At 62.8% G+C, this 25012-nt stretch carries 24 protein-coding genes; 12 read left to right on the forward strand and 12 right to left on the reverse strand.

Annotation, left to right across the window (positions count from 1 at the left end; translation table 11 throughout):
- Positions 1–250 precede the first annotated feature (250 nt).
- From pyc to Mame_RS03530, 3 genes are all read right to left on the reverse strand, one after another.
- Positions 251–3712: a pyruvate carboxylase gene (gene pyc / locus Mame_RS03520; protein ID WP_018067726.1), complete on the reverse strand. Its 3462-nt coding sequence runs from the start codon at positions 3710–3712 to the stop codon at positions 251–253.
- A gap of 159 nt (positions 3713–3871) precedes the next feature.
- On the reverse strand, positions 3872–5140 hold the full coding sequence (locus Mame_RS03525) for an MFS transporter (RefSeq protein WP_018067727.1): 1269 nt from the start codon (positions 5138–5140) through the stop codon (positions 3872–3874).
- A gap of 74 nt (positions 5141–5214) precedes the next feature.
- Positions 5215–5754 (reverse strand): gluconokinase, encoded by a 540-nt coding sequence (locus Mame_RS03530; RefSeq protein ID WP_018067728.1) that lies wholly within the window; start codon positions 5752–5754, stop codon positions 5215–5217.
- 147 nt (positions 5755–5901) lie between these two features.
- On the opposite strand from Mame_RS03530, the gene Mame_RS26510 reads away from it, so the two are divergent.
- The 11 genes from Mame_RS26510 (at position 5902) to Mame_RS03580 (ending at position 14315) form a co-directional block, all read left to right on the forward strand.
- Positions 5902–6216: a hypothetical protein gene (locus Mame_RS26510; RefSeq protein WP_155122018.1), complete on the forward strand. Its 315-nt coding sequence runs from the start codon at positions 5902–5904 to the stop codon at positions 6214–6216.
- A gap of 81 nt (positions 6217–6297) precedes the next feature.
- Positions 6298–6873, forward strand: coding sequence for an ActR/PrrA/RegA family redox response regulator transcription factor (locus Mame_RS03535; RefSeq protein ID WP_051085188.1), 576 nt, complete (start codon positions 6298–6300; stop codon positions 6871–6873).
- 179 nt (positions 6874–7052) lie between these two features.
- Positions 7053–7472: a DUF2852 domain-containing protein gene (locus Mame_RS03540; protein ID WP_018067581.1), complete on the forward strand. Its 420-nt coding sequence runs from the start codon at positions 7053–7055 to the stop codon at positions 7470–7472.
- 135 nt (positions 7473–7607) lie between these two features.
- A complete protein-coding gene (locus Mame_RS03545; protein ID WP_018067582.1) occupies positions 7608–8333 on the forward strand; it encodes a M48 family metallopeptidase in 726 nt (241 codons plus the stop codon).
- A 38-nt stretch (positions 8334–8371) separates the two neighbouring features.
- Positions 8372–9028 carry a phosphoribosylanthranilate isomerase gene (locus tag Mame_RS03550; protein ID WP_018067583.1) on the forward strand — a complete coding sequence of 219 codons (657 nt, stop codon included), beginning with the start codon at positions 8372–8374 and terminating at the stop codon, positions 9026–9028.
- Between the two features lie 12 nt (positions 9029–9040).
- Positions 9041–10261, forward strand: coding sequence for a tryptophan synthase subunit beta (trpB, locus tag Mame_RS03555; RefSeq protein ID WP_018067584.1), 1221 nt, complete (start codon positions 9041–9043; stop codon positions 10259–10261).
- 3 nt (positions 10262–10264) lie between these two features.
- A complete protein-coding gene (locus Mame_RS03560; protein WP_018067585.1) occupies positions 10265–10546 on the forward strand; it encodes a hypothetical protein in 282 nt (93 codons plus the stop codon).
- A gap of 11 nt (positions 10547–10557) precedes the next feature.
- On the forward strand, positions 10558–11022 hold the full coding sequence (locus Mame_RS27600) for a hypothetical protein (protein ID WP_018067586.1): 465 nt from the start codon (positions 10558–10560) through the stop codon (positions 11020–11022).
- Entirely contained in the window at positions 11019–11858 is an 840-nt protein-coding gene (gene trpA / locus Mame_RS03570; protein ID WP_018067587.1) for a tryptophan synthase subunit alpha, read from the forward strand. Before Mame_RS27600 ends, trpA begins: the two co-directional genes overlap by 4 nt.
- 42 nt (positions 11859–11900) lie before the next feature.
- Positions 11901–12848 (forward strand): acetyl-CoA carboxylase, carboxyltransferase subunit beta, encoded by a 948-nt coding sequence (gene accD, locus Mame_RS03575; protein WP_026173959.1) that lies wholly within the window; start codon positions 11901–11903, stop codon positions 12846–12848.
- Between the two features lie 123 nt (positions 12849–12971).
- The gene (locus Mame_RS03580; RefSeq protein WP_018067589.1) at positions 12972–14315 is read left to right on the forward strand and encodes a bifunctional folylpolyglutamate synthase/dihydrofolate synthase; all 1344 of its coding nucleotides are present in this window, start codon (positions 12972–12974) and stop codon (positions 14313–14315) included.
- 6 nt (positions 14316–14321) lie between these two features.
- On the opposite strand, the gene Mame_RS03585 is transcribed toward Mame_RS03580, so the two are convergent.
- The gene (locus Mame_RS03585; RefSeq protein ID WP_018067590.1) at positions 14322–14825 is read right to left on the reverse strand and encodes an MmcB family DNA repair protein; all 504 of its coding nucleotides are present in this window, start codon (positions 14823–14825) and stop codon (positions 14322–14324) included.
- A 162-nt stretch (positions 14826–14987) separates the two neighbouring features.
- Here Mame_RS03585 and Mame_RS03590 point away from each other — a divergent pair, with 162 nt between their 5' ends.
- Positions 14988–15629, forward strand: a complete 642-nt coding sequence (locus Mame_RS03590; protein WP_018067591.1) for a L,D-transpeptidase — start codon at positions 14988–14990, stop codon at positions 15627–15629.
- A gap of 102 nt (positions 15630–15731) precedes the next feature.
- Here Mame_RS03590 and ahcY read toward each other — a convergent pair whose 3' ends face one another.
- The 8 genes from ahcY to Mame_RS03630 all read right to left on the reverse strand — a co-directional run bounded on the left by ahcY (position 15732) and on the right by Mame_RS03630 (position 24815).
- A complete protein-coding gene (ahcY, locus tag Mame_RS03595) occupies positions 15732–17132 on the reverse strand; it encodes an adenosylhomocysteinase (protein WP_026173961.1) in 1401 nt (466 codons plus the stop codon).
- A gap of 142 nt (positions 17133–17274) precedes the next feature.
- A complete protein-coding gene (locus Mame_RS26515; protein WP_155122019.1) occupies positions 17275–18108 on the reverse strand; it encodes a transferrin-binding protein-like solute binding protein in 834 nt (277 codons plus the stop codon).
- Between the two features lie 129 nt (positions 18109–18237).
- On the reverse strand, positions 18238–19815 hold the full coding sequence (locus Mame_RS03605) for an FGGY family pentulose kinase (protein WP_018067594.1): 1578 nt from the start codon (positions 19813–19815) through the stop codon (positions 18238–18240).
- Positions 19816–19843: 28 nt separating this feature from the next.
- A complete protein-coding gene (locus Mame_RS03610) occupies positions 19844–20518 on the reverse strand; it encodes an HAD-IA family hydrolase (protein ID WP_018067595.1) in 675 nt (224 codons plus the stop codon).
- Between the two features lie 19 nt (positions 20519–20537).
- Complete coding sequence (locus Mame_RS03615) at positions 20538–22019, reverse strand: mannitol dehydrogenase family protein (protein WP_018067596.1); 1482 nt, start codon at positions 22017–22019, stop codon at positions 20538–20540.
- Between the two features lie 80 nt (positions 22020–22099).
- A complete protein-coding gene (locus Mame_RS03620; protein ID WP_018067597.1) occupies positions 22100–23098 on the reverse strand; it encodes an ABC transporter ATP-binding protein in 999 nt (332 codons plus the stop codon).
- Between the two features lie 11 nt (positions 23099–23109).
- Entirely contained in the window at positions 23110–23940 is an 831-nt protein-coding gene (locus tag Mame_RS03625) for a carbohydrate ABC transporter permease (RefSeq protein ID WP_018067598.1), read from the reverse strand.
- Positions 23941–23942: 2 nt separating this feature from the next.
- Positions 23943–24815 carry a carbohydrate ABC transporter permease gene (locus tag Mame_RS03630; RefSeq protein ID WP_018067599.1) on the reverse strand — a complete coding sequence of 291 codons (873 nt, stop codon included), beginning with the start codon at positions 24813–24815 and terminating at the stop codon, positions 23943–23945.
- Positions 24816–25012 lie beyond the last annotated feature (197 nt).

A 25012-nucleotide genomic window follows, 5' to 3' on the forward strand; every position in this document is an offset into this window, starting at 1 on the left:
GACCAAGCCGCGAATTTCAGAGGTTCTGATCGGATGCTTCCGCCCAGAGGGGTCATGCTCGGGCTTGACCCGAGCGTCCATGCCGCACAAGCCATTGATCAGAATGGTTATTTTCGAGACCGTGCGGTCCGGCCTGGATCCTCGGGTCAAGCCCGAGGATGACACAGGAAAGAAAGGCGGATTTGCCAACACGCCGAGGTTCCAGGCAGATGAACGGAATCCCGCGCCAGTCAACCTGAAGACGGTTTTATCACCCCTCGTAGACCACCAGCAAATCCTTGGCGTCGATCTGGTCGCCGGCCTTGACGTGGACTTCCTTGATCACGCCGTCGCGGTCGGCGTGGAGCGCGGTTTCCATTTTCATGGCCTCGATCGAGACCAGAACGTCGCCGACGGAGACCTGCTGGCCGGCGGAGACGCCGACGGTGGAGATGACGCCCGGCATCGGCGCGCCGACCTGGTTGGCATTGGTCGGATCGACCTTCTGGTTGACGCCCGCGCCCGCGCCATGAGCGCGGTCCGGCACCTTGATCGAACGCGGCGCGCCGTTCAGTTCGAAGAACACGGTGACCATGCCCTTTTCGTCGGCGCTGGTGATCGCCTGGTTCTGGATCACCAGCGTCTTGCCGCGCTCCAGATCGGCGAACAGCTCGTCCCCTTCTTCGAGACCGTAGAAATAGGCGGGCGTCGGCAGAACCGAGACCGGGCCATAGGTTTCGCTCGCCATGGCGTAATCGACGAACACCTTGGGATACATCAGGTAGGAGGCAAGCTCGAAATCGTCGATCTCGCGGCCGACCTTTTCTTCTGCCTCCTTGCGCAGCGCCTCGAGATCGGCGTCCTCCAGCAGCGAGCCCGGCCGCACGGTATAGGGCTTTTCGTTCTTTAGAGCCTTCTTCTGCAGGCCTTCCGGCCAGCCGGCCGGCGGCTGACCGAGATCGCCCTTCAGCATGGAGATAACCGATTCCGGGAAGGAGATGTCCTTCTTCGGGTCCTCGACATCGGGAACTGTGAGATCCTGGCTCACCATCATCAGCGCCATATCGCCGACCACCTTGGAGGACGGCGTCACCTTGACGATATCGCCGAACATCTGGTTGGCGTCGGCATAGGCCTGGGCCACCTCGTGCCAGCGGGCCTCAAGACCGAGCGAGCGCGCCTGCTCCTTGAGGTTGGTGAACTGGCCGCCCGGCATCTCGTGCAGATAAACTTCCGAGGCCGGCCCCTTGAGGTCGCTTTCAAACGCGGCGTACTGGTGACGCACCGCCTCCCAGTAGAACGAGATGCGGCGGATATGGCCGGTGTCGAGCCCCGGATCGCGCTCATGACCCTTCAGCGCCTCGACGATCGAGCCAAGGCAGGGCTGCGAGGTATTGCCGGAAAACGCGTCCATCGCGGCATCGACCGCATCGACGCCGGCATCGATGGCTGAAAGCACGGTGGCCGCCGAAATGCCGGAGGTGTCGTGGGTGTGGAAGTGGATCGGCAGTTCGGTGGCGTCGCGCAGCGCCGTGAACAGCAACTTCGCCGCCGCCGGCTTCAGAAGCCCGGCCATGTCCTTGACCGCGATGATATGGGCGCCGGCCGCTTCCAGTTCCTTCGCCAGATTGGTGTAGTATTTCAGGTCATATTGCGGCCGCCTGGCGTTCATGATGTCGCCGGTGTAGCAGATCGCCGCCTCGCAGAGCTTGCCTTCCTCGGCCACCGCATCCATCGACACGCGCATGTTTTCCACCCAGTTCAGGCAGTCGAACACGCGGAACAGGTCTATGCCGCCCTTAGCCGCCTGGCGGACGAAATATTTCACCACATTGTCGGGATAATTGGTGTAGCCGACGCCATTGGCGCCCCTCAGCAGCATCTGCAACAGCAGATTTGGTGCTGCCTCGCGCACCAGCGCCAGCCGCTCCCACGGGTCTTCGGTCAGGAACCGCATCGACACGTCGAAGGTCGCACCGCCCCAGCATTCCAGCGACAGCAGTTCCGGCAAAGCACGGGCATAGGTCCCGGCGATCGACGCAATATCGTGGGTGCGCATGCGGGTGGCGAGCAGCGACTGGTGGCCGTCGCGCATGGTGGTGTCGGTCATCAGGACGCGCTTTTCGTGGCGCATCCACTTGGCGAATTTCTCCGGCCCCATCTCGTCGAGAAGCTGCTTGGTGCCCGGCATCGGATCGCCCTCGATATAGGGCACCACCGGCTTGGCGATGTCATCGGCGGGCTTCGGCCGGCCCTTGGCTTCCGGATGGCCGTTGACGGTGACGTCGGCGAGATAGGTCAGAAGCTTGGTGGCGCGGTCGGCACGCTTGACCTGGTCGAACAGCTCCGGCGTCTCGTCGATGAAACGCGTGGTGTAGCTGTAATCCATAAATTGCGGATGGGTGATGATCGCTTCGAGGAAGGTGAGGTTGGTGGCAACCCCGCGGATGCGGAATTCCCTGAGCGCCCGGTCCATGCGGCGCGCGGCCTCCTGCGGCGTCGGCGCCCAGGCGGTGACCTTTTCCAGAAGCGGATCGTAATAGCGGGTGATCACAGCGCCGGAATAGGCCGTGCCGCCATCGAGCCGGATGCCGAAACCGGTCGCGCCGCGATAGGCGGTGATGCGGCCGTAATCGGGAATGAAATTATGCTCCGGGTCCTCGGTGGTGATCCGGCACTGCAGCGCGTGGCCGCGCAGCTTGATCTCCTCCTGCGGCGGAACACCGGAGGCGGCCTCGTCGCCGATCGGATGGCCGTCGAGGATGTGGATCTGCGCCTTGACGATGTCGATGCCGGTGACGACCTCGGTCACGGTGTGCTCGACCTGGATGCGCGGATTGACCTCGATGAAGTAGAACTTGCCGGTATCGGCATCCATCAGATATTCGATCGTGCCGGCGCCGATGTAATTGGTCGCCCGGCCGATCTTCAGCGAATATTCTGCGAGCTCCTTGCGCTGTTCTTCGGAGAGATAGGGCGCCGGCGCGCGCTCGACGACCTTCTGGTTGCGGCGCTGGATCGAGCAGTCGCGCTCGAACAGATGCACGACGTTGCCATGGGTATCGCCGAGGATCTGGCTTTCGACGTGGCGGGCGCGCTCCACCAGCTTTTCGAGATAGACCTCGTCCTTGCCGAAGGCGGCCTTGGCCTCGCGCTTGGCCTCCGTCACCTCGCGGGCAAGGTCTTCCTTGGCGCGGATCACGCGCATGCCGCGTCCGCCGCCGCCCCAGGAGGCCTTGAGCATCACCGGATAACCGACTTCCTCGGCCATCCGCGCCACTTCTTCCATGTCGTCGGGCAGCGGCGCGGTGGCCGGCACGACCGGCACGCCGACTTCGATGGCGAGATTGCGCGCGGCGACCTTGTTGCCGAGCCGGCGCATGGTCTCGGCCTTGGGGCCGATGAAGGTCAGGCCCGCGGCCTCGCAGGCATCGACGAATTCGGGGCTTTCGGAGAGCAGGCCGTAGCCCGGATGGATCGCGTCGGCGCCGGAAAGCTTGGCAACGCGGATCACCTCCTCGATCGACAGATAGCTTTCGATCGGACCCATGTCGTGGTCGAGATGCGGCCCGCGGCCGACCTGATAGCTCTCATCCGCCTTGAAGCGGTGAAGCGCCAGCTTGTCTTCTTCCGCCCAGATTGCAACTGTCTTGATATCCAGTTCGTTTGCAGCGCGAAAAACGCGAATGGCGATTTCGGAACGATTGGCGACAAGAATTTTTGAGATCGGCAAGGGAGGGCCTCCAGGGGACATCTGCGGGAAAATCGCGATACTGAATTCATACCCAAACTCCGGCACGAGCGCAAACCCGACCGTGCATTCCGTGCAAGCGGAATTGACGATCTTACAGCTTCCCTTGCTACCCGTCCCTGGCGGTTGCCCGGAGCCCGTTCAGTCGCGGCCGGTTTTGCCGGAAGGCAGAACGTTGGACAGGAAGATCGCCACCGTCGCAAGCCCCGCGAACAGCGCCAGCAGGAAGCCGGGCGCCAGCATGAACCCGGTCTGCTGGATGATGAAGGTCGCCGTCAGCGGCGTCAGCCCGCCGACGATCGCAAAGCCGATATTATAGACGAAGGCAACGCCGGTATAGCGCACATCCGTCGGGAAGATCGCCGTCAGCAGCACCGGCCCGACGCCCCAGGCGAAGGCCGCGATCAGCGAGATCACGATCATCGCCGGCAGCAGTTCCGAAACGCCCTGATGCATCCAGACATAGGCCGGGATCGCCGCCACCGCCAGGATCAACGAGGCGATGAAGGCTGGAACCTTGATGCCGACGAAATCCGAGATCAGGCCGGCCACCGGCATCGGCAGCGAAAACAGCACGATGCCGACGAGAACGGCGGTCGCCACCTGATCGGGATCGTATTTGAGGAAATCGGTGAGATAGGAGTTCATGTAGAGATAGAGCAGCGGCACGGTCGCCGCCCCGAGCCCGGTGATGAACAGGCCGAGCCAGACGGCGCGGCCATTGTCGCGGAACAGCGCGGCGAGCGGCACCTTGTGGGCATGGGCTTCCATCTCCGCGAAGGCCGGGCTTTCGGAAAGCCGCGCGCGCAGGAAGAAGCCCGCGATCGCCACCAGCCCGCCGACGAAGAAGCCGATCCGCCAGCCATAGGAGAGCACGGCGGTCTCCGACATCAGGTGGGTGATCGCCCACTGCACGGCCTGGGCGGCCAGCATGCCGACATTGATGATCATGAACAGGAAGCCGCAGGCGAGCCCGCGCCGCTTCGGCATGGTTTCGGTGATCAGCGTCATCGCGCCGGGGATTTCGCCGCCAAGGCAGAGGCCCTGCACCATGCGCAGCACCACGAGCAGCACGGTGGCAGAAATGCCCCAGCTGGCATAGCCGGGCATGAAGGCGATCAGGAATGTCGCGCCCGCCATGCCGGCGATCGAGACCCTGAGCATGGCCTTGCGGCCGTGCCTGTCGCCAAAATGGGAAAACAGGATGCCGCCGAGCGGGCGCACGAGATAGCCGACGGCGAAGATCGCGAAGGCTGCCAGCAACCGCGCGGCCGGCGCCTCGTCCGGAAAGAAGGTCTTGCCGATCTGCGAGGCGAAGGAGGCATAGATCACGAAGTCATAGAATTCGAGCCCGCCGCCCATGCTCCCCAGAAAGAGAGCGCGTCTGCGCTCGCTGGCCGTCACCGTCATCCCGTTTCTCCACGCTTACACCTGAGCGACGTTCGCCGATGCATGCCGGAAAGGCAAGGTGGAAAACGCTCACCTCAGTCGAATGCGGTCACAAGGCCTGCAAGCGCCGCCTCGACGATCGCCTCCAGCGATTGATCGATGTCGACGACAACCACGCCGGGCTCGCCGTCGGGCCGCTCCAGCGTCGTAAGCTGGCTCTGGAGCAGCGAAACCGGCATGAAATGGCCGGTGCGATGGCCCATGCGCGCGCTCAGCAAGGCCTCGCTGCCGTCCAGAAACACGAAGGCCAGCGACCCGCCGGCGGTCTGGCGCAGCCGGTCGCGATAGGTTTTCTTCAGCGCCGAGCAGGTGACCACGACACCCACCTGCCGGTGGTTCGCGATCTCCGCGCCGATAAGCGCCAGCCAGGGCCAGCGGTCCTCATCCTGAAGCGGAATGCCGCGCGACATCTTTTCGACATTGGCGGCGGGGTGAAGTTCGTCGCCCTCGATGAAGTCATGGCCCGCGCGCTCGGCCAGACGCCGCGCGACCGAGGATTTGCCCGAGCCGCTGACGCCCATAACGATGATGGCGTCGGGGATCGCGCCCGGCTTTTCGATGTCATGATTGTTCATTCTGGTCCCGCTCCGCAAGTATGAGGGCATGGTCTAGAGCCGTTCAGGCTTAAATGGAAGCGTTCTGCGGCAAGGAATTTGCGCCAGGACCAAGGGCTTTGGCGCAGGGCATAGCCGTCGCTATGTCCAAGCCGAACACCGCCGGTAATGGCACAAATTCATGCCGCCCAGTTCAGCGCGCTTGACGCGCTGAACCGACTCAATCGCGGGCGTGTTCATTCCATGATCAGAAGATCATGGAATGCCGCCCTTGCGGGTTTGCCGAAACCGGCCATCCACTTTGTCGAAGCCCTTCGACATAGCTATGGCTATGCCGCGCGGACTTCTTCGCGTGGAATGACCGGTTTGGGCAAACAGAACGGATTCCATTTAAGCCTGAACGGCTCTAGAATGGTTCGTGCCGGATTGGAAGCGCGCAAGCCGTTTCGAGGGCGCGGGTCTGACCTGCTGGCGTTGTGGTGACGGTTTTGTGACGCGCAAGGGGTTTACCCCCGTCGCCCCCGGAGGCATAAGGGGTCAGGCATTACTTTCAGGCCCAATGAAATGAACGCATTGCAGACCCCCGATACGAATGACGAACTCGCCGGCCTCGGCGACGACCGCAGCCTTCTGCTTGTCGATGACGACGCACCGTTCCTGCGCCGGCTGGCGCGCGCCATGGAAACGCGCGGCTTCGATATCGAAACCGCAGGCTCGGTTGCCGAAGGGATCGCGCTTACCAAGGCGCGGCCGCCGGCCTTCGCCGTCGTCGATCTGAGGCTCGAGGACGGCAGCGGGCTCGACGTGGTCGCCGCCATCCGGGAGGCGCGGGCCGATACCCGGATCGTGATGCTGACCGGCTACGGCAATCTCGCCACCGCCGTCACCGCCGTGAAGCTCGGCGCGCTCGATTACCTCGCCAAACCCGCCGATGCCGACGATATCGTCCATGCGCTGACCCAGCAGCCCGGCGAAAAGACCGACCTGCCCGAAAACCCGATGTCGGCGGACCGGGTGCGCTGGGAGCATATCCAGCGGGTCTACGAGATGTGCGACCGCAATGTCTCCGAAACCGCCCGCCGCCTCAACATGCACCGCCGCACCCTGCAGCGCATCCTCGCCAAACGCGCGCCGCGCTGACGGGCGATCGGATCGGCTCTCGGGCCCGCTTCCGGTATCTGGCTAAACCTTCCAGAAGCCGTACCGTTTTCCGCAAAATCGTTCGATTCCTGTCGAATATATCTTGAAGCGGCATGCCGCCATTTCCATATCGGAAATATCGGCGGTCGATCGCCGAGACGAAACGAGGAAGAACCGAGATGAACGAGACTGCGTTACTGCGTCCGGCGTGGACGCCACTTACGATCGCCCTGATGGTGATCGGTTTTGTCGTGTTCTGGCCGCTTGGACTGGTGATGCTTGCCTATATTATCTGGGGCGATCGTCTGAACATGTCGCGCGGCGAGTGGAAGCGTTCCGCCGAACGCGCCTTCGGCTCCTGCAAGCGCAACATGCGCCAGGCCGCCGAGCCGATGGCCTCCACCGGCAATGCCGCCTTCGATGAATGGCGCCGCAGCGAAATGGAGCGGATCGAGGCAGAGCGCCGCAAGCTCGACGAGATGCGCGCCGAATTCGATCGCTACACCGACGAGCTGAGAAAGGCCCGCGACCGCGAGGAATTCGACCGTTTCATGCGCGAGCGCAACAACGGCAATTCCGGCGGAACATCGCAGGACTGACGCAATGCGCCGCGCCGTGAGGCGCGGCAGCCACCCGTTCGGCATCGCCCATATCCCCCGGGCGGTGCCTTTTTTTGTGGCCTGTCGGGGCCGGAACCCGGTATAGGAAGGCCATCGGGGCCGAAGAGACACGGAATGAACGCCAGGACAATCGACATCGGCGGAAGGGTGCTGCCGCTCAACGTCAGGACCAATGCGCGCGCGCGGCGGATGACGTTGAAGATCGAGCCGGGCGGGCATGCGGTGAGCCTGACCGTGCCGCCGGGGCTTGCGCGCCATCAGGTTGAAGGGTTTCTGCGCCGTCATCATGACTGGCTGATCGACCGGATCGGACGGTTCGAGGGCCGCGAAACAGCCATTGGCGACGGCGCGTCGCTGCCGGTGTTCGGCGTCGCCCACACTATCCGCCACAGCGGCAATCTGCGCGGATTGACCGAGGCCCGTGTCGAGAACGGCGCGCCCATTCTTCTGGTCTCCGGTCCCGCCGCCAGTATCGGCCGGCGCGCCAGTGATTATCTGAAGAAGGAGGCCAAGCGCGAGATCACGGAACGCGTGCGATACCACGCGGAGGCGAGCGGCAAGCGCTTTTCGGCGATCAGCTTCAAGGACACCAAATCGCGCTGGGGTTCGTGTTCGTCGGCCGGCAATCTCAATTTCTCCTGGCGGATCGCGATGGCGCCGCTGTTTGTCGTGGATTATCTGGCCGCCCATGAAGTGGCCCATCTCAGCGAAATGAACCACGGGCCGCGTTTCTGGGCGCTGTGCGAAAAGCTGTGCCCGAGAACCCCGGAGGCGCGCCGCTGGCTGAAGGCCGAAGGATCGTTCCTCCATGCAATCCGCTTCGACGCGCCAACCGTATAGAACTCGCGAAGTTTTTCGCGATATGTTAAGGACAGACCATGAAACGTCCGGCCATCAAGATCTGCGGGCTCAGCAGCGAAGACACGATCGATCACGTCATCCGTCGCGGGGCGAGCCATGTCGGCTTCATCTTCTTTGAGAAGAGCCCGCGCCATGTCGAGCCCGATGTCGCCGCCGGCCTGATCGCCCATGTGCGCGGCCGGGCGAAGACGGTTGCCGTTTCGGTGGATGCCGACAACGAGCTTCTGGAAGAGATCGTCTACGCCGCCCGTCCCGACATGCTGCAGCTTCACGGCCATGAGACGCCCGACCGGGTGATGACCATCAAGGCGCTGTTCGGCCTGCCGGTGATCAAGGCGTTTTCGCTGCGCGCGCCGGAAGACCTCGCGCGGGTTGATGACTATGACGGTGTCGCGGATCATCTGCTTTTTGACGCAAAGCCGCCTGCAAACGCGACGCTTCCGGGTGGAAATGGCGTGACCTTCGATTGGCGCTTGCTTGCCGGCTGGCGCCCGACTATTCCCTATTTCCTGTCGGGCGGTCTTTCGGCGGAAAATGTCGCCGCCGCGCTTCATGAAACCGGGGCGCACGGGCTCGATGTTTCCTCGGGCGTCGAAAGCGCGCCCGGCGTGAAGGATGCCGCCCGGATCGATGCCTTTTTTGATGCCGTTGACGCTGCCTATGCAACGGCCTGATGGAGAATGACCGTGAACGAGACCCCGAAGCTGAATTCCTTCAAATCCGGACCCGACGAGACCGGTCTGTTCGGCATTTTCGGCGGCCGTTTCGTCGCCGAGACGCTGATGCCGTTGATCCTCGACCTTGAGGGCGAGTGGGAAAAGGCGAAGACCGATCCGGCCTTCCAGGCGGAGCTTAAATCGCTCGGCAAGCATTATATCGGCCGGCCGAGCCCGATCTATTACGCCGAGCGCCTGACCGAACATCTCGGCGGCGCGAAGATCTATTTCAAGCGCGAGGAGCTGAACCACACCGGCTCGCACAAGATCAACAACTGCATCGGCCAGATCCTGCTCGCCAAGCGCATGGGCAAGACGCGGATCATCGCCGAGACCGGCGCCGGCCAGCACGGCGTGGCGTCTGCCACCGTCGCCGCCCGTTTCGGCCTGCCCTGCGTGGTCTATATGGGCGCGACCGATGTCGAGCGTCAGGCGCCGAACGTGTTCCGCATGAAGCTTCTGGGCGCGGAGGTGAAGCCGGTGACGGCCGGCCACGGCACGCTGAAGGATGCGATGAACGAGGCGCTGCGCGACTGGGTCACCAATGTCGAGGATACCTATTACCTGATCGGCACGGCCGCTGGCCCGCATCCCTATCCGGAAATGGTGCGTGACTTCCAGGCCGTGATCGGCACGGAAGCGCGTGAACAGATGATGGAGGCTGAAGGCCGGCTCCCGGATCTCGTCATCGCCGCCGTCGGCGGCGGCTCGAACGCGATTGGTATCTTTCATCCGTTCCTCGATGACGCCGATGTGAAAATCGTCGGCGTCGAGGCCGGCGGCAAGGGGCTTTCGGGCGAGGAGCACTGCGCCTCGATCACCGCCGGCGCGCCGGGCGTGCTCCACGGCAACCGCACCTATCTGCTGCAGGATGGCGATGGCCAGATCAAGGAAGGCCATTCGATCTCGGCCGGGCTCGATTATCCCGGCATCGGGCCGGAGCATTCCTGGCTCAACGATATCGGCCGGGTGAGCTACGTGCCGATCATGGATGACGAGGCGCTGGAGGCATTCCAGCTCATGACCCGGCTCGAAGGCATTATTCCCGCGCTGGAGGCGAGCCACGCGATCGCCGAAATCATGAAGCGCGCGCCGAAAATGGGCAAGGACGAGATCATCCTCGCCAATCTTTCCGGCCGCGGCGACAAGGACGTGCATACGGTGGGCAAGATTCTCGGCATGGAGATGTAGAGCATGAGCCGGGGGGATGTGATCGAGGAGATGTCGGAACTGGCGGAAGCGCTGTTCGAGATCATCGAGGAGGAGAACAGTGGCGACAACGAGGTGCGCGCCGCGGTGATCAAGGCGCTGGCGCATCAGAACCTGTTCAACATCGAACTGGTCTCGGCGCTGAACGCGCTCGCCTCCGGCGGCAATGCATCCGCCGAAATCGACAGCCTCGTGCTGAACATGAAGTCCGTTCACAAGTCGCTGGTCACCGCGATTTCGGCGTGGTCGGATGAGGAAACGGAATAGGACGGAAGATCATGACGGAAACACTGGCGGAAGCGGAGCTTTATCGCCCGCGAGAGGCCGGTTATCTGACATCGGTCGAGACGGATGACGGCACAATCAAGCTCAGCGGAATTGCGGCCGAGGGCGCCCCGGAATTCGGCGAGGATGTGCTGGAAGCCGCTATTTCCGTGCTGCGACAGGCGGTAGCGCCGAAGCCGAATTTTGGCGCCGGTTTTGCGGTGCTGCATCGCGGCGAGGAGGCCTGGTGGCTGCTTATGCACTGGTGGCTTCCAGGCGGCATCCTCTCTCACGGGCTCTGGCGCGCCGATCTCGGCATGACGCCGCCCGACTTTTCGCCCGTCCCGCCCGGCCCGATGGCCTGCGTATGGGAACTGGGCGTGATTGATTTCGAACGGCGCGCATTCATGGCAACCGCCATGGCCGGCGCACCGCTCGCCGATTATTTCGCATCGACGATGCCACGGAGTAGAGTATGACCGAACGCATGGAAAAACGCTTTGCCGCGCTGAAAGCCGAGGGTCGGCCGGCGCTGATCACCTATTTCATGGGCGGCGATCCGGATTTCGATACCTCGCTTCAAATCATGAAGGCGCTGCCGAAGGCGGGCGCGGACGTGATCGAGCTCGGCATGCCGTTTTCCGATCCGATGGCCGATGGCCCGTCGATCCAGATGGCGGGCTTGCGGGCGCTGAAGGGCGGCCAGACGCTGGCCAAGACCCTGGAACTGGCAAGAGAATTCCGCAAGAGCGATGCCGATACGCCGATCGTGATGATGGGCTATTACAACCCGATCTATATCTATGGCGTCGACAAATTCATCGCCGATGCGCTGGCTTCCGGCATTGACGGGCTGATCATCGTCGACCTGCCCCCGGAAATGGATAATGAGCTCTGCATTCCGGCACTCGCCGCCGGGCTGAACTTTATCCGGTTGGCGACGCCGACCACGGACGGCAAGCGTCTGCCGGCGGTTTTGAAAAACACCTCCGGCTTCGTCTACTATGTCTCAATGAACGGGATCACCGGCTCGGCGCTGCCTGACCCTTCGAAGGTCGGCGAGGCCGTTTCGCGCATCAAGGCGCATACCGATCTGCCGGTCTGCGTCGGCTTCGGCGTCAAGACCGCCGAACATGCGCGCCTGATCGGGGCAGCGGCTGATGGCGTCGTCGTCGGCACGGCGCTGGTCAACCAGATTGCCGGCAGTCTGACCGCCGATGGCAAGGCGGGCAAAGACACGGTCGACGCGGTTTCGACCTTCGTGAAGGGCCTTTCAAGCGGGGTGCGGGACGCGCGCCTTGCAGCCGCCGAGTAAATCTGGCACACGGCAGGCAAAGAAATTCAGGAGGTTCATGTGGTGAACTGGATTACCAATTACGTGCGGCCGCGGATCAATTCCATGTTCGGCCGCCGCGAGGTGCCCGAGAATCTGTGGATCAAGTGCCCCGAAACCGGCGCCATGGTGTTTCATACCGATCTGGAAGAGAACAAGTGGGTGATCCCGTCTTCCGGCTATCACATGAAGATGCCCGCGCGCGCGCGCCTCGCCGATCTGTTCGATAACGGAACCTATGAGGACCTGCCGCAGCCGAAAGTGGCGCAGGACCCGCTGAAGTTTCGCGATTCCAAGAAATATCTCGACCGGCTGAAGGAAAACCGGGCGAAGACCGATCAGGAAGACACGATCCTCGCCGGTCTCGGCACGCTTGAGGGGCTGAAGCTCGTTGCCGTGGTGCAGGAGTTCAAGTTCATGGGCGGCTCGCTCGGCATGGCTGCCGGCGAGGCGATCATCCAGGCTTTCCAGCGCGCGCTCGATGAGAAATGCCCGCTGGTGATCTTCCCGGCGTCGGGCGGCGCGCGCATGCAGGAGGGTATTCTCTCGCTGATGCAGATGCCGCGCGTGACGGTGATGATCGAGATGATGCGCGATGCCGGCCTGCCCTATGTGGTGGTGCTGACCAACCCGACCACCGGCGGCGTTTCGGCCTCCTACGCCATGCTCGGCGACCTGCATATCGCCGAACCCGGCGCCGAGATCGGCTTTGCCGGCCGCCGCGTGATCGAGCAGACCATCCGCGAACAGCTTCCGGACGGGTTCCAGACCGCGGAATATCTGCTGGAGCACGGCATGGTCGACATGGTGGTCAAGCGCCATGACCTGCCGGAAACGCTGGCGCGGCTTTTGAAGATCATGACCGGCGCGCCGGCAACGCCCCCGCACGGGCTTCTGGAAGGCCCGCATGCGTCGCAGGCGGAAGCCGAACCGGCGCTTGCCGCGGATGAAGCCCCGGCGCAGCAGGCCTGAGAAAGACAGAGAAGACCCCGTGCGGCCCAAGGCGGCGGCGGTCTTCCCGGTCGGCCACCTCCGGCGGACGATAAGGGCGCGCGAACGCCACGGGCGGGATAGGCCCGCAGAATCGGATCAATCATGGATAACCCCTCATTCGGCGCCGCCGAGCGCGTGATCGAGCACCTGATGCAGCTGCATCCCAAGGGCTTCGATCTGTCGCTGGATCGCATCCGGGTGCTTCTCGAAAAGCTCGGCAATCCGCATCTCTCCCTGCCGCCGGTGATCCATATCGCCGGCACCAATGGCAAGGGCTCGACCACCGCTTTCTGCCGGGCGCTGCTGGAGGCTTCGGGCCTTTCCGTCCATGTCCATTCCTCGCCGCATCTGGTGCGCTGGCACGAGCGGTTCCGCATCGGCGGGCCGGGCGGGGCGAGCGGCTATGTCGATGATCAGCTTCTGGCCGAGACGCTGCGGCGGGTCGAGGCGGCGAATGAGGGCGCGAAAGCCACCGTGTTCGAAATGCTAACGGCGGCGGCCTTCGTTCTGTTTGCCGAAATTCCGGCCGATGTGGTGATCCTGGAGGTTGGGTTGGGCGGACGCTACGACGCCACCAATATCATCGACAAACCAGCCGTTTCCGTGGTGATGCCGATCTCGCTCGATCATCAGGCCTATCTCGGCGACCGGGTTGAGCTGATCGCGGCCGAGAAGGCGGGGATCATGAAGCCGGGCGTGCCGGTGGTGATCGGCCAGCAGGAATATGAGGCGGCGGAAGAGGTGCTGATCGCCAGCGCCGACAGGCTCGGCTGTCCGCTGCATGTCTATGGCCAGGATTTCTCCGCCCATGAGGAACATGGCCGGCTGGTCTATCAGGATGGCGACGGGCTGATGGACCTGCCGCTGCCGGCGCTTCCGGGCCGGCATCAATATGCCAATGCCGCCGCCGCGATCTCGGCGGTCAAGGCCGCCGGCTTCGCGCTGGAGGAAAAGGCCGTCGAAACCGCCATGGGCTCGGTGTTCTGGCCGGCGCGTCTGCAGCGGCTGACGACGGGCGACCTGGTGACAGCGGCGCCCGCGGGTTCGGAAATCTGGCTCGACGGCGGCCATAATCCCGGCGCCGGCGAGGTGATCGCCGAGGCGCTGGCGGGGTTCGAGGAGCGCGATCCGCGCCCGCTCTATCTGGTGATCGGCATGATCAACACCAAGGACCCGTTCGGTTTCTTCGAGCATTTCGCGGGGCTTGCGACCTATGTCTATTGCGCGCCGATCAGGGGCACGGAGGCCTTCATCGATCCGGTCGCGCTGGCCTCCTCGGCGGCGGATGCCGGGCTTTCCGCAGAGCCGGTCTCCTCGATCGGCGAGGCGCTGGCCGCGATCTGCATGCGCGCGCGCGCCGATCAGCCGCCGCCGCGCATCCTGATCGGCGGTTCGCTCTATTTCGCCGGCAATGCGCTCGCCGACAACGGCACGCCGCCGCTTTAAACCCTCTCAGATTCGGACGTCCACGCCCTCCGCTTCCAGCTTTTCCAGCGCCAGCTCGGCATAGGTCAGCCGATCGGCGGCGGTACGGGCGAAGGCGAGGGTCAACACCTTGCGGCGGGCGGGCGCCAGCCTGTGTTCGGGGGCGGGGCGGATCATCTCGGCGCCGTAACGGTCCGCCAGTAGCAGGCCGCAATCCTCGGGGAAGATTTCGAGCGGCACATCGGCATGGGTGGCGAAGAACAGCCGGTCGCAAAAATCGCGATATTCCGGCCATTTCCGGTCGACGCGGAAATCCTCGATCGAGGTCTTGATCTCGATGATCCAGATCTCGCCCTTTTCCGAAAGGCAGATCAGGTCCGCCCGCCGTCCGCTTCGAAGCGTCATCTCGGCGATCGCGGAAACGCGCATATGCTTCAGCAGATGCTGGACGCCGCGACGGACCATGATGGCGCGATCCGACTGGCGGCCGTCCGCCGTCGGGTTTTTTCCATGCAGATCGACAATCGCCATGGAACTTCCTTTCATACGATGCATTTTCACAACAGCGCTGCTTTCCCGGAGCGCCTTTGCTCCTCCAACGATCACCCAGAGCTTGTGTTGCAACCAATTCTTAACCATAAGCTTTTATCAATTGACCATTATCACCTTTTGTTCCACGCCGTGAGACCGTCCATGCACATTCGATCCCTTTTTCTGGCACTCTCGCTGACGAGCCTGCTCGCAGCCGCCGGCTGCACCACCACGAACAGTTCGTCGACGACGATGGCGCCGATCTCCGCCTATGCGGCCACGAATGACAATGGCGTGGACCTGCCGCGCGTGCCGATTACGCAGGTCGACGACAAGTATCGCCGCCAGATCATCAATTACGAGACGGATGAAGCCCCTGGCACCATCATCGTCGATACCAAGCAGCGGCTGCTTTATCTGGTGCTGGAAGACGGCAAGGCCGTGCGCTATGGCATCGGCGTCGGCCGCGACGGCTTCCGCTGGTCGGGCGAGGCCTATATCGGTCGCCGCGCCGAATGGCCGACATGGTATCCGCCGCAGGCGATGATCAAGCGCCAGCCCGAGCTGAAGGAATATGCCGGCGGCATGGATGCCGGCATCATGAACCCGCTCGGCGCCCGCGCGCTCTATCTCTACAAGAACGGCAATGACACGCTGTTCCGCATCCACGGCAATCCGGACTGGACCTCGATCGGCCAGGCCGTGTCCTCCGGCTGCATCCGCATGATCAACCAGGACATCATCGACCTCTACGCCCGCGTCGACCCCGACAAGCGCACCAAGGTGGTCGTGCTCGAGGGGTGAGCGAAAGCCGTAAACTGATCGAAAAAGGCGGCTCCCGAGAGGGGCCGCCTTTTTCTTTGGTTGAGGCCGCCTGATCGCAGGCGGCCAATGCATATGGTGACGTCAGTAACGATAGTGTTCCGGCTTGAACGGGCCTTCCGGCGTCACGCCGATATAGGCGGCCTGTTCTTCCGAAAGCACCGTCAGCTTGGCGCCGAGCTTGTCGAGGTGGAGGCGCGCGACCTTTTCGTCGAGATGCTTCGGCAGAACGTGAACCGTGTTCTCGTATTTGGCGTGGTTCTGGAAGATTTCCATCTGGGCCAGCACCTGGTTGGTGAACGAGGCCGACATCACGAAGGAGGGGTGGCCGGTGGCATTACCGAGGTTCAGAAGACGGCCTTCCGAAAGCAGCAGGATGCGCTTGCCGTCGGGGAAGGAAATCATGTCGACCTGCGGCTTCACATTGGTCCAGGTGTAGTTGCGCAGCGAGGAAATCTGGATCTCGTTGTCGAAATGGCCGATATTGCCGACGATCGCCATATCCTTCATCTCGCGCATATGCTCGATGCGGATGATGTCCTTGTTGCCGGTGGTGGTGACGAAGATATCGGCGGTCGCGACCACGTCTTCCAGCAGTACGACCTCATAGCCGTCCATCGCCGCCTGCAGCGCGCAGATCGGATCGGCTTCCGTGACCTTCACCCGCGCGCCGGCGCCCGAAAGCGAGGCGGCGGAGCCCTTGCCGACATCGCCATAGCCGCAGACGACGGCGACCTTGCCGGCCATCATCACATCGGTGGCGCGGCGGATGCCATCGACCAGCGATTCCTTGCAGCCATATTTATTGTCGAATTTCGACTTGGTGACGGAATCATTGACGTTGATCGCCGGGAAAGGGAGCTGGCCCTTTTTGGCAAGCTGATAGAGCCGGTTGACGCCGGTGGTGGTTTCCTCGGTAACGCCGAGAAGGGCCTCGCGCTGCTTGGTGAAGAAGCCGGGAGAGGCTTCCATGCGCTTCTTGATCTGCGCGAACAGCACTTCCTCTTCCTCGGAACCGGGCTTGGACAGCACGTCCTCGCCGGCTTCGGCGCGCGCGCCGATCAGGATATACATGGTGGCGTCGCCGCCATCATCGAGGATCATGTTGGACTGGCCGCCATCGGCCCACTGGAAGATCTGGTCGGTATAGGTCCAGTATTCGGCAAGCGTCTCGCCCTTGACGGCATAGACCGGAATGCCGGCGGCGGCGATCGCGGCGGCGGCATGGTCCTGTGTGGAGAAGATGTTGCAGGAGGCCCAGCGGACCTCGGCGCCCAGCGCCGTCAGCGTCTCGATCAGCACGGCAGTCTGGATCGTCATGTGCAGCGAGCCGGAAATGCGCGCGCCCTTCAGCGGCTGGCTCTCGCCAAATTCCGCGCGCGCGGCCATTAGGCCCGGCATTTCGGTTTCGGCGATGTCGATTTCCTTGCGGCCATAATCGGCCAGCGCGATATCGGCGACGAGATAGTCGTTTGTGGTGCTCATCTGAAACTCCGGAAACATTTCGGCAGGACGAGCGCGACCGGCACCCGCAATTTGCCTGTTCATCTGTTCCGTTCGTATCAGCCTTGGCGAAAACTGGCAAGAAAGACATAAAGGTTTGTTTATGTCTTTCTGTGGCTGGAGTTTACGGTTGGATAGGTCCGCGACTTGCCGTGAACCCACCGATCATTTCGTTGTCACCATTGAAGAGATAAGTGCCTCCCATCGACGAGGCGTTATCGCCATAGAATGCTCCTTCAACTTTTGAGCCTGCCGGCAGGCTGTCCGAACTGAAGGTACTGCCTGTAATTGCGCCATCGAACTGGGCATTTCTGCCCCCTGTGGAGATATTCCCCTGCAACGAGGACGAAGCAAAATCGACCTCAGCCGAAAAAGTCCCTTCCTGGGAGCTAACGGTGCCAAATGAAACGGCGCTGTAACCAAATGCAGTTCCCTGATATTTGGCTTTGCCGCTAACCGGCATGTTTTCGGTCAGACCTTCCGTGAATCGATAAGCGTATAAAAAAGAGTCAGGATAGTTGCCCCTTTCCGCATCAATCACCGCTACAAGTGGCTGTCCATCTTCGCTGAGGACTCGCATATATTCGGATGCAGCATCGCTGGTCCCATCGGGCGAAAGAGGCGGCAAGATGAACTCCTGTCCTGCCAGAGGGCCGGCGGCAATCTTTATGGAGACATAACCATCGTCTTTTGTCTGAATTAACGCTCTGGAACTGCCACTTTCCCAATCTTTCGGATAGGCCGAAACAGCAGCAAATCCAGTCGCGTTCGAAGGTTCCCCGGTGTCTTTTCGGGGTTCACCGTCCTGATAATAACCCGGATCGACAGATGGAGGAGGAGTCTGAATTGAAATTCCGGGATCCTGGGCGATGACCGGTCCTCCGCCTCCCCCGCCACTGCACCCCGCAATTGCGGCAAGCCCAACCGTGCCCGTCAGTTTCACGAATGTATACTTCATTTTCAGTCCCCACTCCTGATCATATCGAGCATTGCCTGTGAATCACGTGTCGCAACCGGGGGGCGCAAGGTCAAGGAAAAATTAACCTTGAAGAGCGGGTCAAAATGCGAGAAGGATTTTGGAATCTGCTTATCCGGAGACCTGCTTCAAAGCCTCCCGACAAGCTTGCAGGATTTCCAACCGGCGATACTGGCGGGCGTAGTAATCCGCGAGTGCGGGATCGGGTGCGATCTCCAGCGGCGTCGCCTGCATGGCGCGCGCGGCCGCTCCGAGATCGGGGGCAAGACCCGCGGCGGTTGCGGCGTGGATGGCGGAACCGAGCAGGACGACGTCCTCGGTCGGCGAGACGAGCACCGGCAGGCCGGTGGCATCGGCGTAAAGCCGGGTGAGAAGCGGGTTGCGCCTGTGGCCGCCGGCCAGATGCAGGTTTGTGGCGGCGATGTCGTTCTCGGACAGCAGGGCAAGGATTTGGCGGAGCGACAGGGCGATCGCCACCGAGGCGCGCCAATAGAGCCGGCAGAGCCCGTCGAAACTGCCGTCGAGCGTCAGCCCGGCGACCATGCCGGTCATCGAGGCGTCGGCGAAGGGTGAGCGGCTGCCGTGAAAATCCGGCAGGATATCGAGCCCGTCGGCAAAGCCCGGGCCGCGCTTTTGCAGCATTTCCTCGATCCGGGCGATCACCCTTCCGTGCTGTTCCTCGGTGGCAGTACCGCCGGCGCTGTGGACCTCCAGCAGGTGGTTGAGCAGGCCGCCGGTGGCCGATTGGCCCGCCTCGAACAACCATCGGGCCGGGTAGAGCGCGGAAAAATAAGGCCCCCAGAGGCTTGGCGCGAAGACGGGCCGGTTTTCATAGCCGACGATGCAGCTCGACGTCCCGCCGATGAGCGCCAGTTCGCCATCGGCCTTGCGGTCCGGCGGCGGCAGAGCGCCGAGCGCGCCGGCATAGGCGTCGATCAGGCCTGCCGCGACCACTACCTCGCCGTCCAGACCGAGATCGCTGGCCGCGATCGCCGTCAGCCGACCCGCGGCATCGCCCGGCACCAGAATGAATTCCGGGATTCCCGCCTTTTCACGCAGATCGGTGAGGTCGGCCTGTTCCAGAAGACCGAGCGGCCAGGGAAGGACGTGATCGCCGCGATAGAACCATTTGGCCGAAAGCGTGGTGAGCGAGCGGCGATCGCTGCCGGTGGCGCGGAAGGTGAGGTAGTCGGCGAGATCGAAGATGCCGCCGGCCTGTTCCCAGAGTTCCGGGCGGTTGCGCTTCAGCCATACGAGTTTCGGCACCTGCATTTCCGGCGAGACCGAACCGCCGGAATGGAGCACGGCCTCATGGTCGAAACCGCTGAGTTCGGCCGCTTCCTGGGCGGCGCGGTGGTCGAACCAGGCGATGGTGTCGAAGGTGCCGGTCTCGTCTTCCGAAAGCGTCAGCGGCCGCCCGTCGCGGTCCAGAAGCACAAGCGAGCAGGTGGCGCCGAAGGCAAGGCCGGCAATCCGCTCCGCCGCGATACCGGCTGCCGCGCGGGCCGCCTTCACGGCCTCCACTGTGGCCTGCCATATGTCTTCGGAGGAATATTCGCCACGTCGGGGCGCCGGGCGTTTCAGGCGCAGCGGAGAGGACGCGCGGGCAAGCATCGCGCCCGCAGCGTCGAACACGGCCGCCCTGACACTCGCCGTGCCGACATCGACCGCAATCACATGATCGCGCATCCCGGTCGCTCCTACCCTTGATTTTCCGTCAGACTTTTGCCGCACGTTGGACGAGATTGTCCATGGCGTCAAACATTAGGTCGGGGTGAAGCGCAGCAATCTGATCGCGATAGCCCGGGGAACGGGCATGGGTGGCGCCGAGATAGGCGAAGACCCGCATGCCCGCCGCCTTCGCAGCGGAAATGCCCGCCGCGCTGTCCTCGATCACCAGGCATTCCTCCGGCTGCCGGTTCATCCGGCCCGCGGCGAAGAGGAAGAGATCGGGCGCGGGCTTGCCATTTTCCACCATCGAAGCGGAAAAGATCGGCGGCGCGAACAGTGGCAGAAGCCCCGCGATCTCGAGCGAAAGCCGGATGCGTTCGGGCTGGGAACTGGAGGCGACGCAAAACGCGTAACCCGCCGCCTCCAGCTCGGCCCAGGCCGCCGCAATGCCGTGTGTCGGTTTCAGTTCGGCGCGGAAGCGGGCATAGAGATCGCGCCGCAGCCCTTCCAGAAACCCGTCGCCGAGGGTCGCGCCGTAATCGTCCTTGACGATCGCAAGCATGGTTGCGAGCGAGCGGCCGAGGAAAAGCCGGCGCGCATCCTCATCGCAGATGCTGATGCCCTCGGTGGCGAGCGCCTCCCTCAACACCGCGAGCGAAATCGGTTCGCTGTCGACCAGCACCCCGTCGCAATCGAAAATGATGAGCGGCTTTGCGGGCATATGGCTCCTGATTGCGGCGTTACTCCAGGTCGCCGTCGATATAGCGCTTCAGTGTTTCAGCGGTTCCGTGCGCGCGCAGGCTTTCCAGCGCGCCTGTGAACCGCTTCACGAATTGCGGATTGTCGGCAACGCTGCCGAAGATATCACGCTCTTCAAGGAAACGGGTCGGCTTTTCCCGCGAGGCAAGTGCCGCCGCATGAAGCCGGTCGGCCGCCTCGTCATTGAACCTGATCTTGCGGCCGCTGTCGGACGTGCCCTCGAAATAGCGGCACCACAGCGCCGAAACCAGTGCCAGACCGGTGACGTCGAGGCCCTTCTCCAGCCGAGCGGCGGTCGAGGGAAGCACGAATTTCGGCTGGCGGTTGGAGCCGTCGAGCGCCAGCCGCTCGATCGTGTCGCCAATCTTGGGGTTGGCGAAACGCCGCGCGATCAGTTCGTAATAGTCGGTGAGATCGGTATCGGGCACCGGCGGCACGATCGGGATGATCTCGTCCTTTTCGAGCTTTTCGAGGAAGGCGGCGATCAGCTCGTTCTCCATCGCCTCGTGCACGAAGTGAATGTCGAGCAGCTCACCCGGATAGGCAATCGCGGCATGGCCGCCGTTGAGGATCCGGAGCTTCATGATCTCGTAGGGGCTGACATCCTCGACGAAGGTGACGCCGACCTCTTCCAGCGCGGGACGGCCGAGCGGGAAATCATCCTCCAGCACCCACTGCCTGAATTCCTCGCAGAACACCGGCCAGTTGTCGGCGATGCCGTATTCCTCCGCGGCGATCCTGCGCTCGCGTTCGCCGGTGGCCGGCGTAATGCGGTCGACCATGGCGTTGGGGAAGGCCACGTTTTGCCGGATCCAGCCGGCGAAATCCGGGTCCGAGAGTTCGGCAAGGCCGGCCACAGTGGCTTTGGTGACCGCGCCGTTATGGGGAATGTTGTCGCAGCACATCACGGTAAATGCCGGAACGCCCGCCGCCCGGCGCTTCTTCAGCCCGGCAATGATCAGGCCGAAAGCGGTCTTGGGCTGATCCGGGTTGTTGCCGTCTGCCACGATTGCCGGATGTTTGGGGTCGAATTTTCCGGTCGCCGGGTCGATGAAATAGCCGCCCTCGGTGACCGTCAGCGAGACGATGCGGATCGCCGGATCGGCGAGCCTGTCGATCATGGCGTCAAAATCCGGCGGCGCGATCATGTCGATCATCGCGCCGGTAATGGTGGCGCTGCTGGCATGGGCCTCCTGGTCGACCACCGTGGTCAGGAAATCCTGGCCCTTCAGCACGTCGCGCATCTTCGCGTCGCCCGGCATCACGCCCGCGCCGATGATCGCCCAGTCGTGATCGCGGCCCTTGTTGAAGAGCTCGTGCAGATAGACCGCCTGATGGGCGCGGTGAAAATTGCCGACGCCGAAATGGACAATGCCCGGCGAAAGATCGTCGCGCGCATAGGTCGGCACGGCCGCCTTGTCGGCGTGGTCCTTGAGAGTGTCGAGAGAAAGTGCCTTGGTCATTGTCCTGTCCGATCTTCGCATTCCGGGATGAGCGCCGCCAATGGCGCCCACCATTGTTTCGCGCTTCCGCGCCGCGCCGGCTAAAGCGCCAGGCCCTTGTCGTCGAAGCGGTAGATCCGCTCCGGATCGGGCGTGACATAGACGACATCGCCGTGGCGAACCGGAAAGTCGCCATTGGCGCGGGCGGTGATCTGGCCGATGCCGTCGACATCGATGTGCAGGAAGGTGTCGGAACCGAGATGTTCGGCGACCACGACCTTGCCCTGCCAGGTACCGCTTTCGGTCGACAGGGTCAGATGTTCCGGCCTGAAGCCGATCGTATGGGCCTTGTAGCCTTCGGCGTCCTTGCCGGTGGCGAAGTTCATCTTCGGCGAGCCGATGAAGCCGGCGACGAACAGGTTGGCGGGCTTGTGGTAAAGCTCCAGCGGCGAGCCGACCTGCTCGATATTGCCGGCGCGGAGCACCACGATCTTGTCGGCCATGGTCATGGCCTCGACCTGGTCGTGGGTCACATAGATCGAGGTGGCGTCGAGCTGCTGGTGCAGTTCGGTGATTTCAAGGCGCATGTTGACCCGGAGTGCTGCATCGAGGTTCGACAGCGGCTCGTCGAACAGGAAGCATTCCGGGTTGCGCACGATCGCGCGGCCGATCGCCACGCGCTGGCGCTGGCCGCCGGAAAGCGCGCGCGGCTTGCGTTCCAGATAGTCGGTGAGGTTCAGGATCTTCGCCGCGTCCTCGACCTTGCGGTCGATCTCGGCCTTGTCGACATTCGCCATTTTCAGCGGAAAGCCGATATTGTTCCTGACACTCATATGCGGATAGAGCGCGTAGGACTGGAACACCATGGCAAGGCCGCGCTTTGCCGGCGGCTTGTCGGTGGCGTCCTCGCCATCGATCAGGATGCGGCCGGAGGTGACATCCTCCAGCCCGGCAATCAGCCGGAGAAGCGTGGATTTGCCGCAGCCCGACGGGCCGACGAAGACGACGAACTCACCCTCGTTGATTTCGAGGTCGATCGAAGGGATGACCGCGTGCTCGCCGAAATGCTTGGAAACTTTTTCAAGTCTGATGCTGCCCATTGGTCCTGTCCTTATTTAACCGCGCCGAAGGTGAGCCCGCGCACGAGCTGCTTCTGCGAAAACCAGCCGAGAATGATGATCGGCGCAATCGCCATGGTCGATGCCGCGGAAAGCTTGGCGTAGAACAGGCCTTCCGGGCTCGAATAGGAAGCGATGAAAGCTGTGAGCGGCGCCGCTTTCGAGGCCGTCAGGTTCAGCGTCCAGAACGCTTCGTTCCAGGCAAGGATGATGTTGAGGAGAAGGGTGGAGGCAATGCCGGGGATCGCCATCGGCGTCAGCACATAGACGATCTCCTTGCCGAGCGTGGCTCCATCCATACGGGCGGCTTCGAGAATTTCGCCCGGGATTTCCTTGAAATAGGTATAGAGCATCCACACCATGATCGGCAGGTTGATCAGCATCATCACCACGATCAGGCCGGTGCGGGTGTCGAGCAGGCCGAGATCGCGGAAGATGATGTAGATCGGCACCAGAACGCCGACGGCCGGAAGCATCTTGGTGGAGAGCATCCACAACAGCACGTCCTTGGTGCGCGGCGTCGGCGAGAACGCCATCGCCCAGGCGGCGGGCACCGAGATCAGCAGGCCGATCACCGTGGAGCCGAGCGAGATCGCCACCGAATTCCAGAAATGGTGGAAATAGTTCGAGCGCGCCTGCACCTCGACATAGTTTTCCAGCGTCCACTGGAAGAACAGGAAGGAAGGCGGCGAGGAAACGGCCTCGCCCTCCGTCTTGAAGCTTGTCAGAAACGTCCACAGGATCGGGAAGAAGATCAGGAACGCGATCAACCACGCCAATGCGGTGAAGGCGACTTTCTTCTGCGTTGTTACCTGGCGTGCCATCGTCAGTCCTCCAGATTTTTGCCGATCATGCGAACCAGGAAGATCGCAACGATGTTGGCGAGAATGACGGCGATGATACCGCCGGCGGACGCACCGCCCACGTCGAACTGCAGCAATGCCTGCATGTAGACGAGGTAGGTGAGGTTGGTGCTTTCCGTGCCGGGGCCGCCATTGGTGGTGACCAGGATTTCGGCGAAGATCGAAAGCAGGAAGATCGTCTCGATCAGCACGACCACGGTGATGGCGCGCGCCATATGCGGCAGGATGATGTAGATCAGCCGGTTCCAGGCGTTGGCGCCGTCCATCTCGGAGGCTTCCTTCTGCTCCTCGGACAGCGACTGCAGCGCCGTCAGCAGGATCAGCGTGGCGAAGGGCAACCATTGCCAGGTGACGATCAGGCCGATCGATGTCAGCGGTATCGATGACAGGAAATCGATCGGCTGGATGCCCAGAAACCGCGCCAGCGAGGCGAACAGACCGTTGACCGGGTTCATCAGCATGTTCTTCCACACCAGCGCCGAAACGGTCGGCATGACGAAGAATGGCGCGATCACCAGAATGCGCACGATGCCCTGCCCGAAGATCGGCTGATCCAAAAGCAGCGCCAGCGCGATGCCGCCGACAACGGTGGCGAACAGCACGCCGCCCACCAGCATCAGCGTATTGCCGATCGCCTGGAAGAAGGCCGGGTCGGTCAGGAAGAACCGATAATTCATGAAGCCGGCGAAGCTTTCCGTGCCCGGCATCAGCAGATTGTAGCGCAGGAACGAGAAGTAGATCGTCATCGACAGCGGTATGATCATCCACGCCAGGAGCAGAATGACCGAGGGCGCCATCATCAGCCGCGCCGCATTTTTGGTATGGGTCGTCGCCATTTCGGTGTTTCCCCGCAAAGTGGATCGTCAGGACGCCCGGCCATGCCGGCGTCCAAATCCCGTTCGTTCCGCACCATGGTCGTCAGGCCGGTGTCGTATCTCGCCGTTGGCTGGTGCGTAAAACCGGTTTGGCCGCCGTCACTTCATGCGCGGCGGCCATCATCATGTCGGCTTGAACTCCGAAGGCGACCGGACCC

It is taken from the genome of Martelella mediterranea DSM 17316, from assembly GCF_002043005.1.
Lineage (GTDB): Bacteria > Pseudomonadota > Alphaproteobacteria > Rhizobiales > Rhizobiaceae > Martelella > Martelella mediterranea.

Excerpts from the sequence above, each read along its gene's own strand:
- Mame_RS03525 (WP_018067727.1), bottom strand. The coding sequence starts at position 5,140 with ATGACGGTGACGGCCAGCGAGCGCAGACGCGCTCTCTTTCTGGGGAGC.
- Mame_RS03545 (WP_018067582.1), top strand. The coding sequence starts at position 7,608 with ATGAACGCCAGGACAATCGACATCGGCGGAAGGGTGCTGCCGCTCAAC.
- Mame_RS03550 (WP_018067583.1), top strand. The coding sequence starts at position 8,372 with ATGAAACGTCCGGCCATCAAGATCTGCGGGCTCAGCAGCGAAGACACG.
- Mame_RS03605 (WP_018067594.1), bottom strand. The coding sequence starts at position 19,815 with ATGCGCGATCATGTGATTGCGGTCGATGTCGGCACGGCGAGTGTCAGG.
- Mame_RS26515 (WP_155122019.1), bottom strand. The coding sequence starts at position 18,108 with ATGAAGTATACATTCGTGAAACTGACGGGCACGGTTGGGCTTGCCGCA.
- Mame_RS03590 (WP_018067591.1), top strand. The coding sequence starts at position 14,988 with ATGCACATTCGATCCCTTTTTCTGGCACTCTCGCTGACGAGCCTGCTC.
- Mame_RS03530 (WP_018067728.1), bottom strand. The coding sequence starts at position 5,754 with ATGAACAATCATGACATCGAAAAGCCGGGCGCGATCCCCGACGCCATC.
- Mame_RS03625 (WP_018067598.1), bottom strand. The coding sequence starts at position 23,940 with ATGGCACGCCAGGTAACAACGCAGAAGAAAGTCGCCTTCACCGCATTG.
- ahcY (WP_026173961.1), bottom strand. The coding sequence starts at position 17,132 with ATGAGCACCACAAACGACTATCTCGTCGCCGATATCGCGCTGGCCGAT.
- Mame_RS03610 (WP_018067595.1), bottom strand. The coding sequence starts at position 20,518 with ATGCCCGCAAAGCCGCTCATCATTTTCGATTGCGACGGGGTGCTGGTC.
- Mame_RS26510 (WP_155122018.1), top strand. The coding sequence starts at position 5,902 with ATGGCACAAATTCATGCCGCCCAGTTCAGCGCGCTTGACGCGCTGAAC.
- Mame_RS03620 (WP_018067597.1), bottom strand. The coding sequence starts at position 23,098 with ATGGGCAGCATCAGACTTGAAAAAGTTTCCAAGCATTTCGGCGAGCAC.
- Mame_RS03630 (WP_018067599.1), bottom strand. The coding sequence starts at position 24,815 with ATGGCGACGACCCATACCAAAAATGCGGCGCGGCTGATGATGGCGCCC.
- Mame_RS03585 (WP_018067590.1), bottom strand. The coding sequence starts at position 14,825 with ATGGCGATTGTCGATCTGCATGGAAAAAACCCGACGGCGGACGGCCGC.
- Mame_RS27600 (WP_018067586.1), top strand. The coding sequence starts at position 10,558 with ATGACGGAAACACTGGCGGAAGCGGAGCTTTATCGCCCGCGAGAGGCC.
- Mame_RS03615 (WP_018067596.1), bottom strand. The coding sequence starts at position 22,019 with ATGACCAAGGCACTTTCTCTCGACACTCTCAAGGACCACGCCGACAAG.
- Mame_RS03560 (WP_018067585.1), top strand. The coding sequence starts at position 10,265 with ATGAGCCGGGGGGATGTGATCGAGGAGATGTCGGAACTGGCGGAAGCG.
- trpA (WP_018067587.1), top strand. The coding sequence starts at position 11,019 with ATGACCGAACGCATGGAAAAACGCTTTGCCGCGCTGAAAGCCGAGGGT.
- Mame_RS03540 (WP_018067581.1), top strand. The coding sequence starts at position 7,053 with ATGAACGAGACTGCGTTACTGCGTCCGGCGTGGACGCCACTTACGATC.
- Mame_RS03580 (WP_018067589.1), top strand. The coding sequence starts at position 12,972 with ATGGATAACCCCTCATTCGGCGCCGCCGAGCGCGTGATCGAGCACCTG.
- Mame_RS03535 (WP_051085188.1), top strand. The coding sequence starts at position 6,298 with ATGAACGCATTGCAGACCCCCGATACGAATGACGAACTCGCCGGCCTC.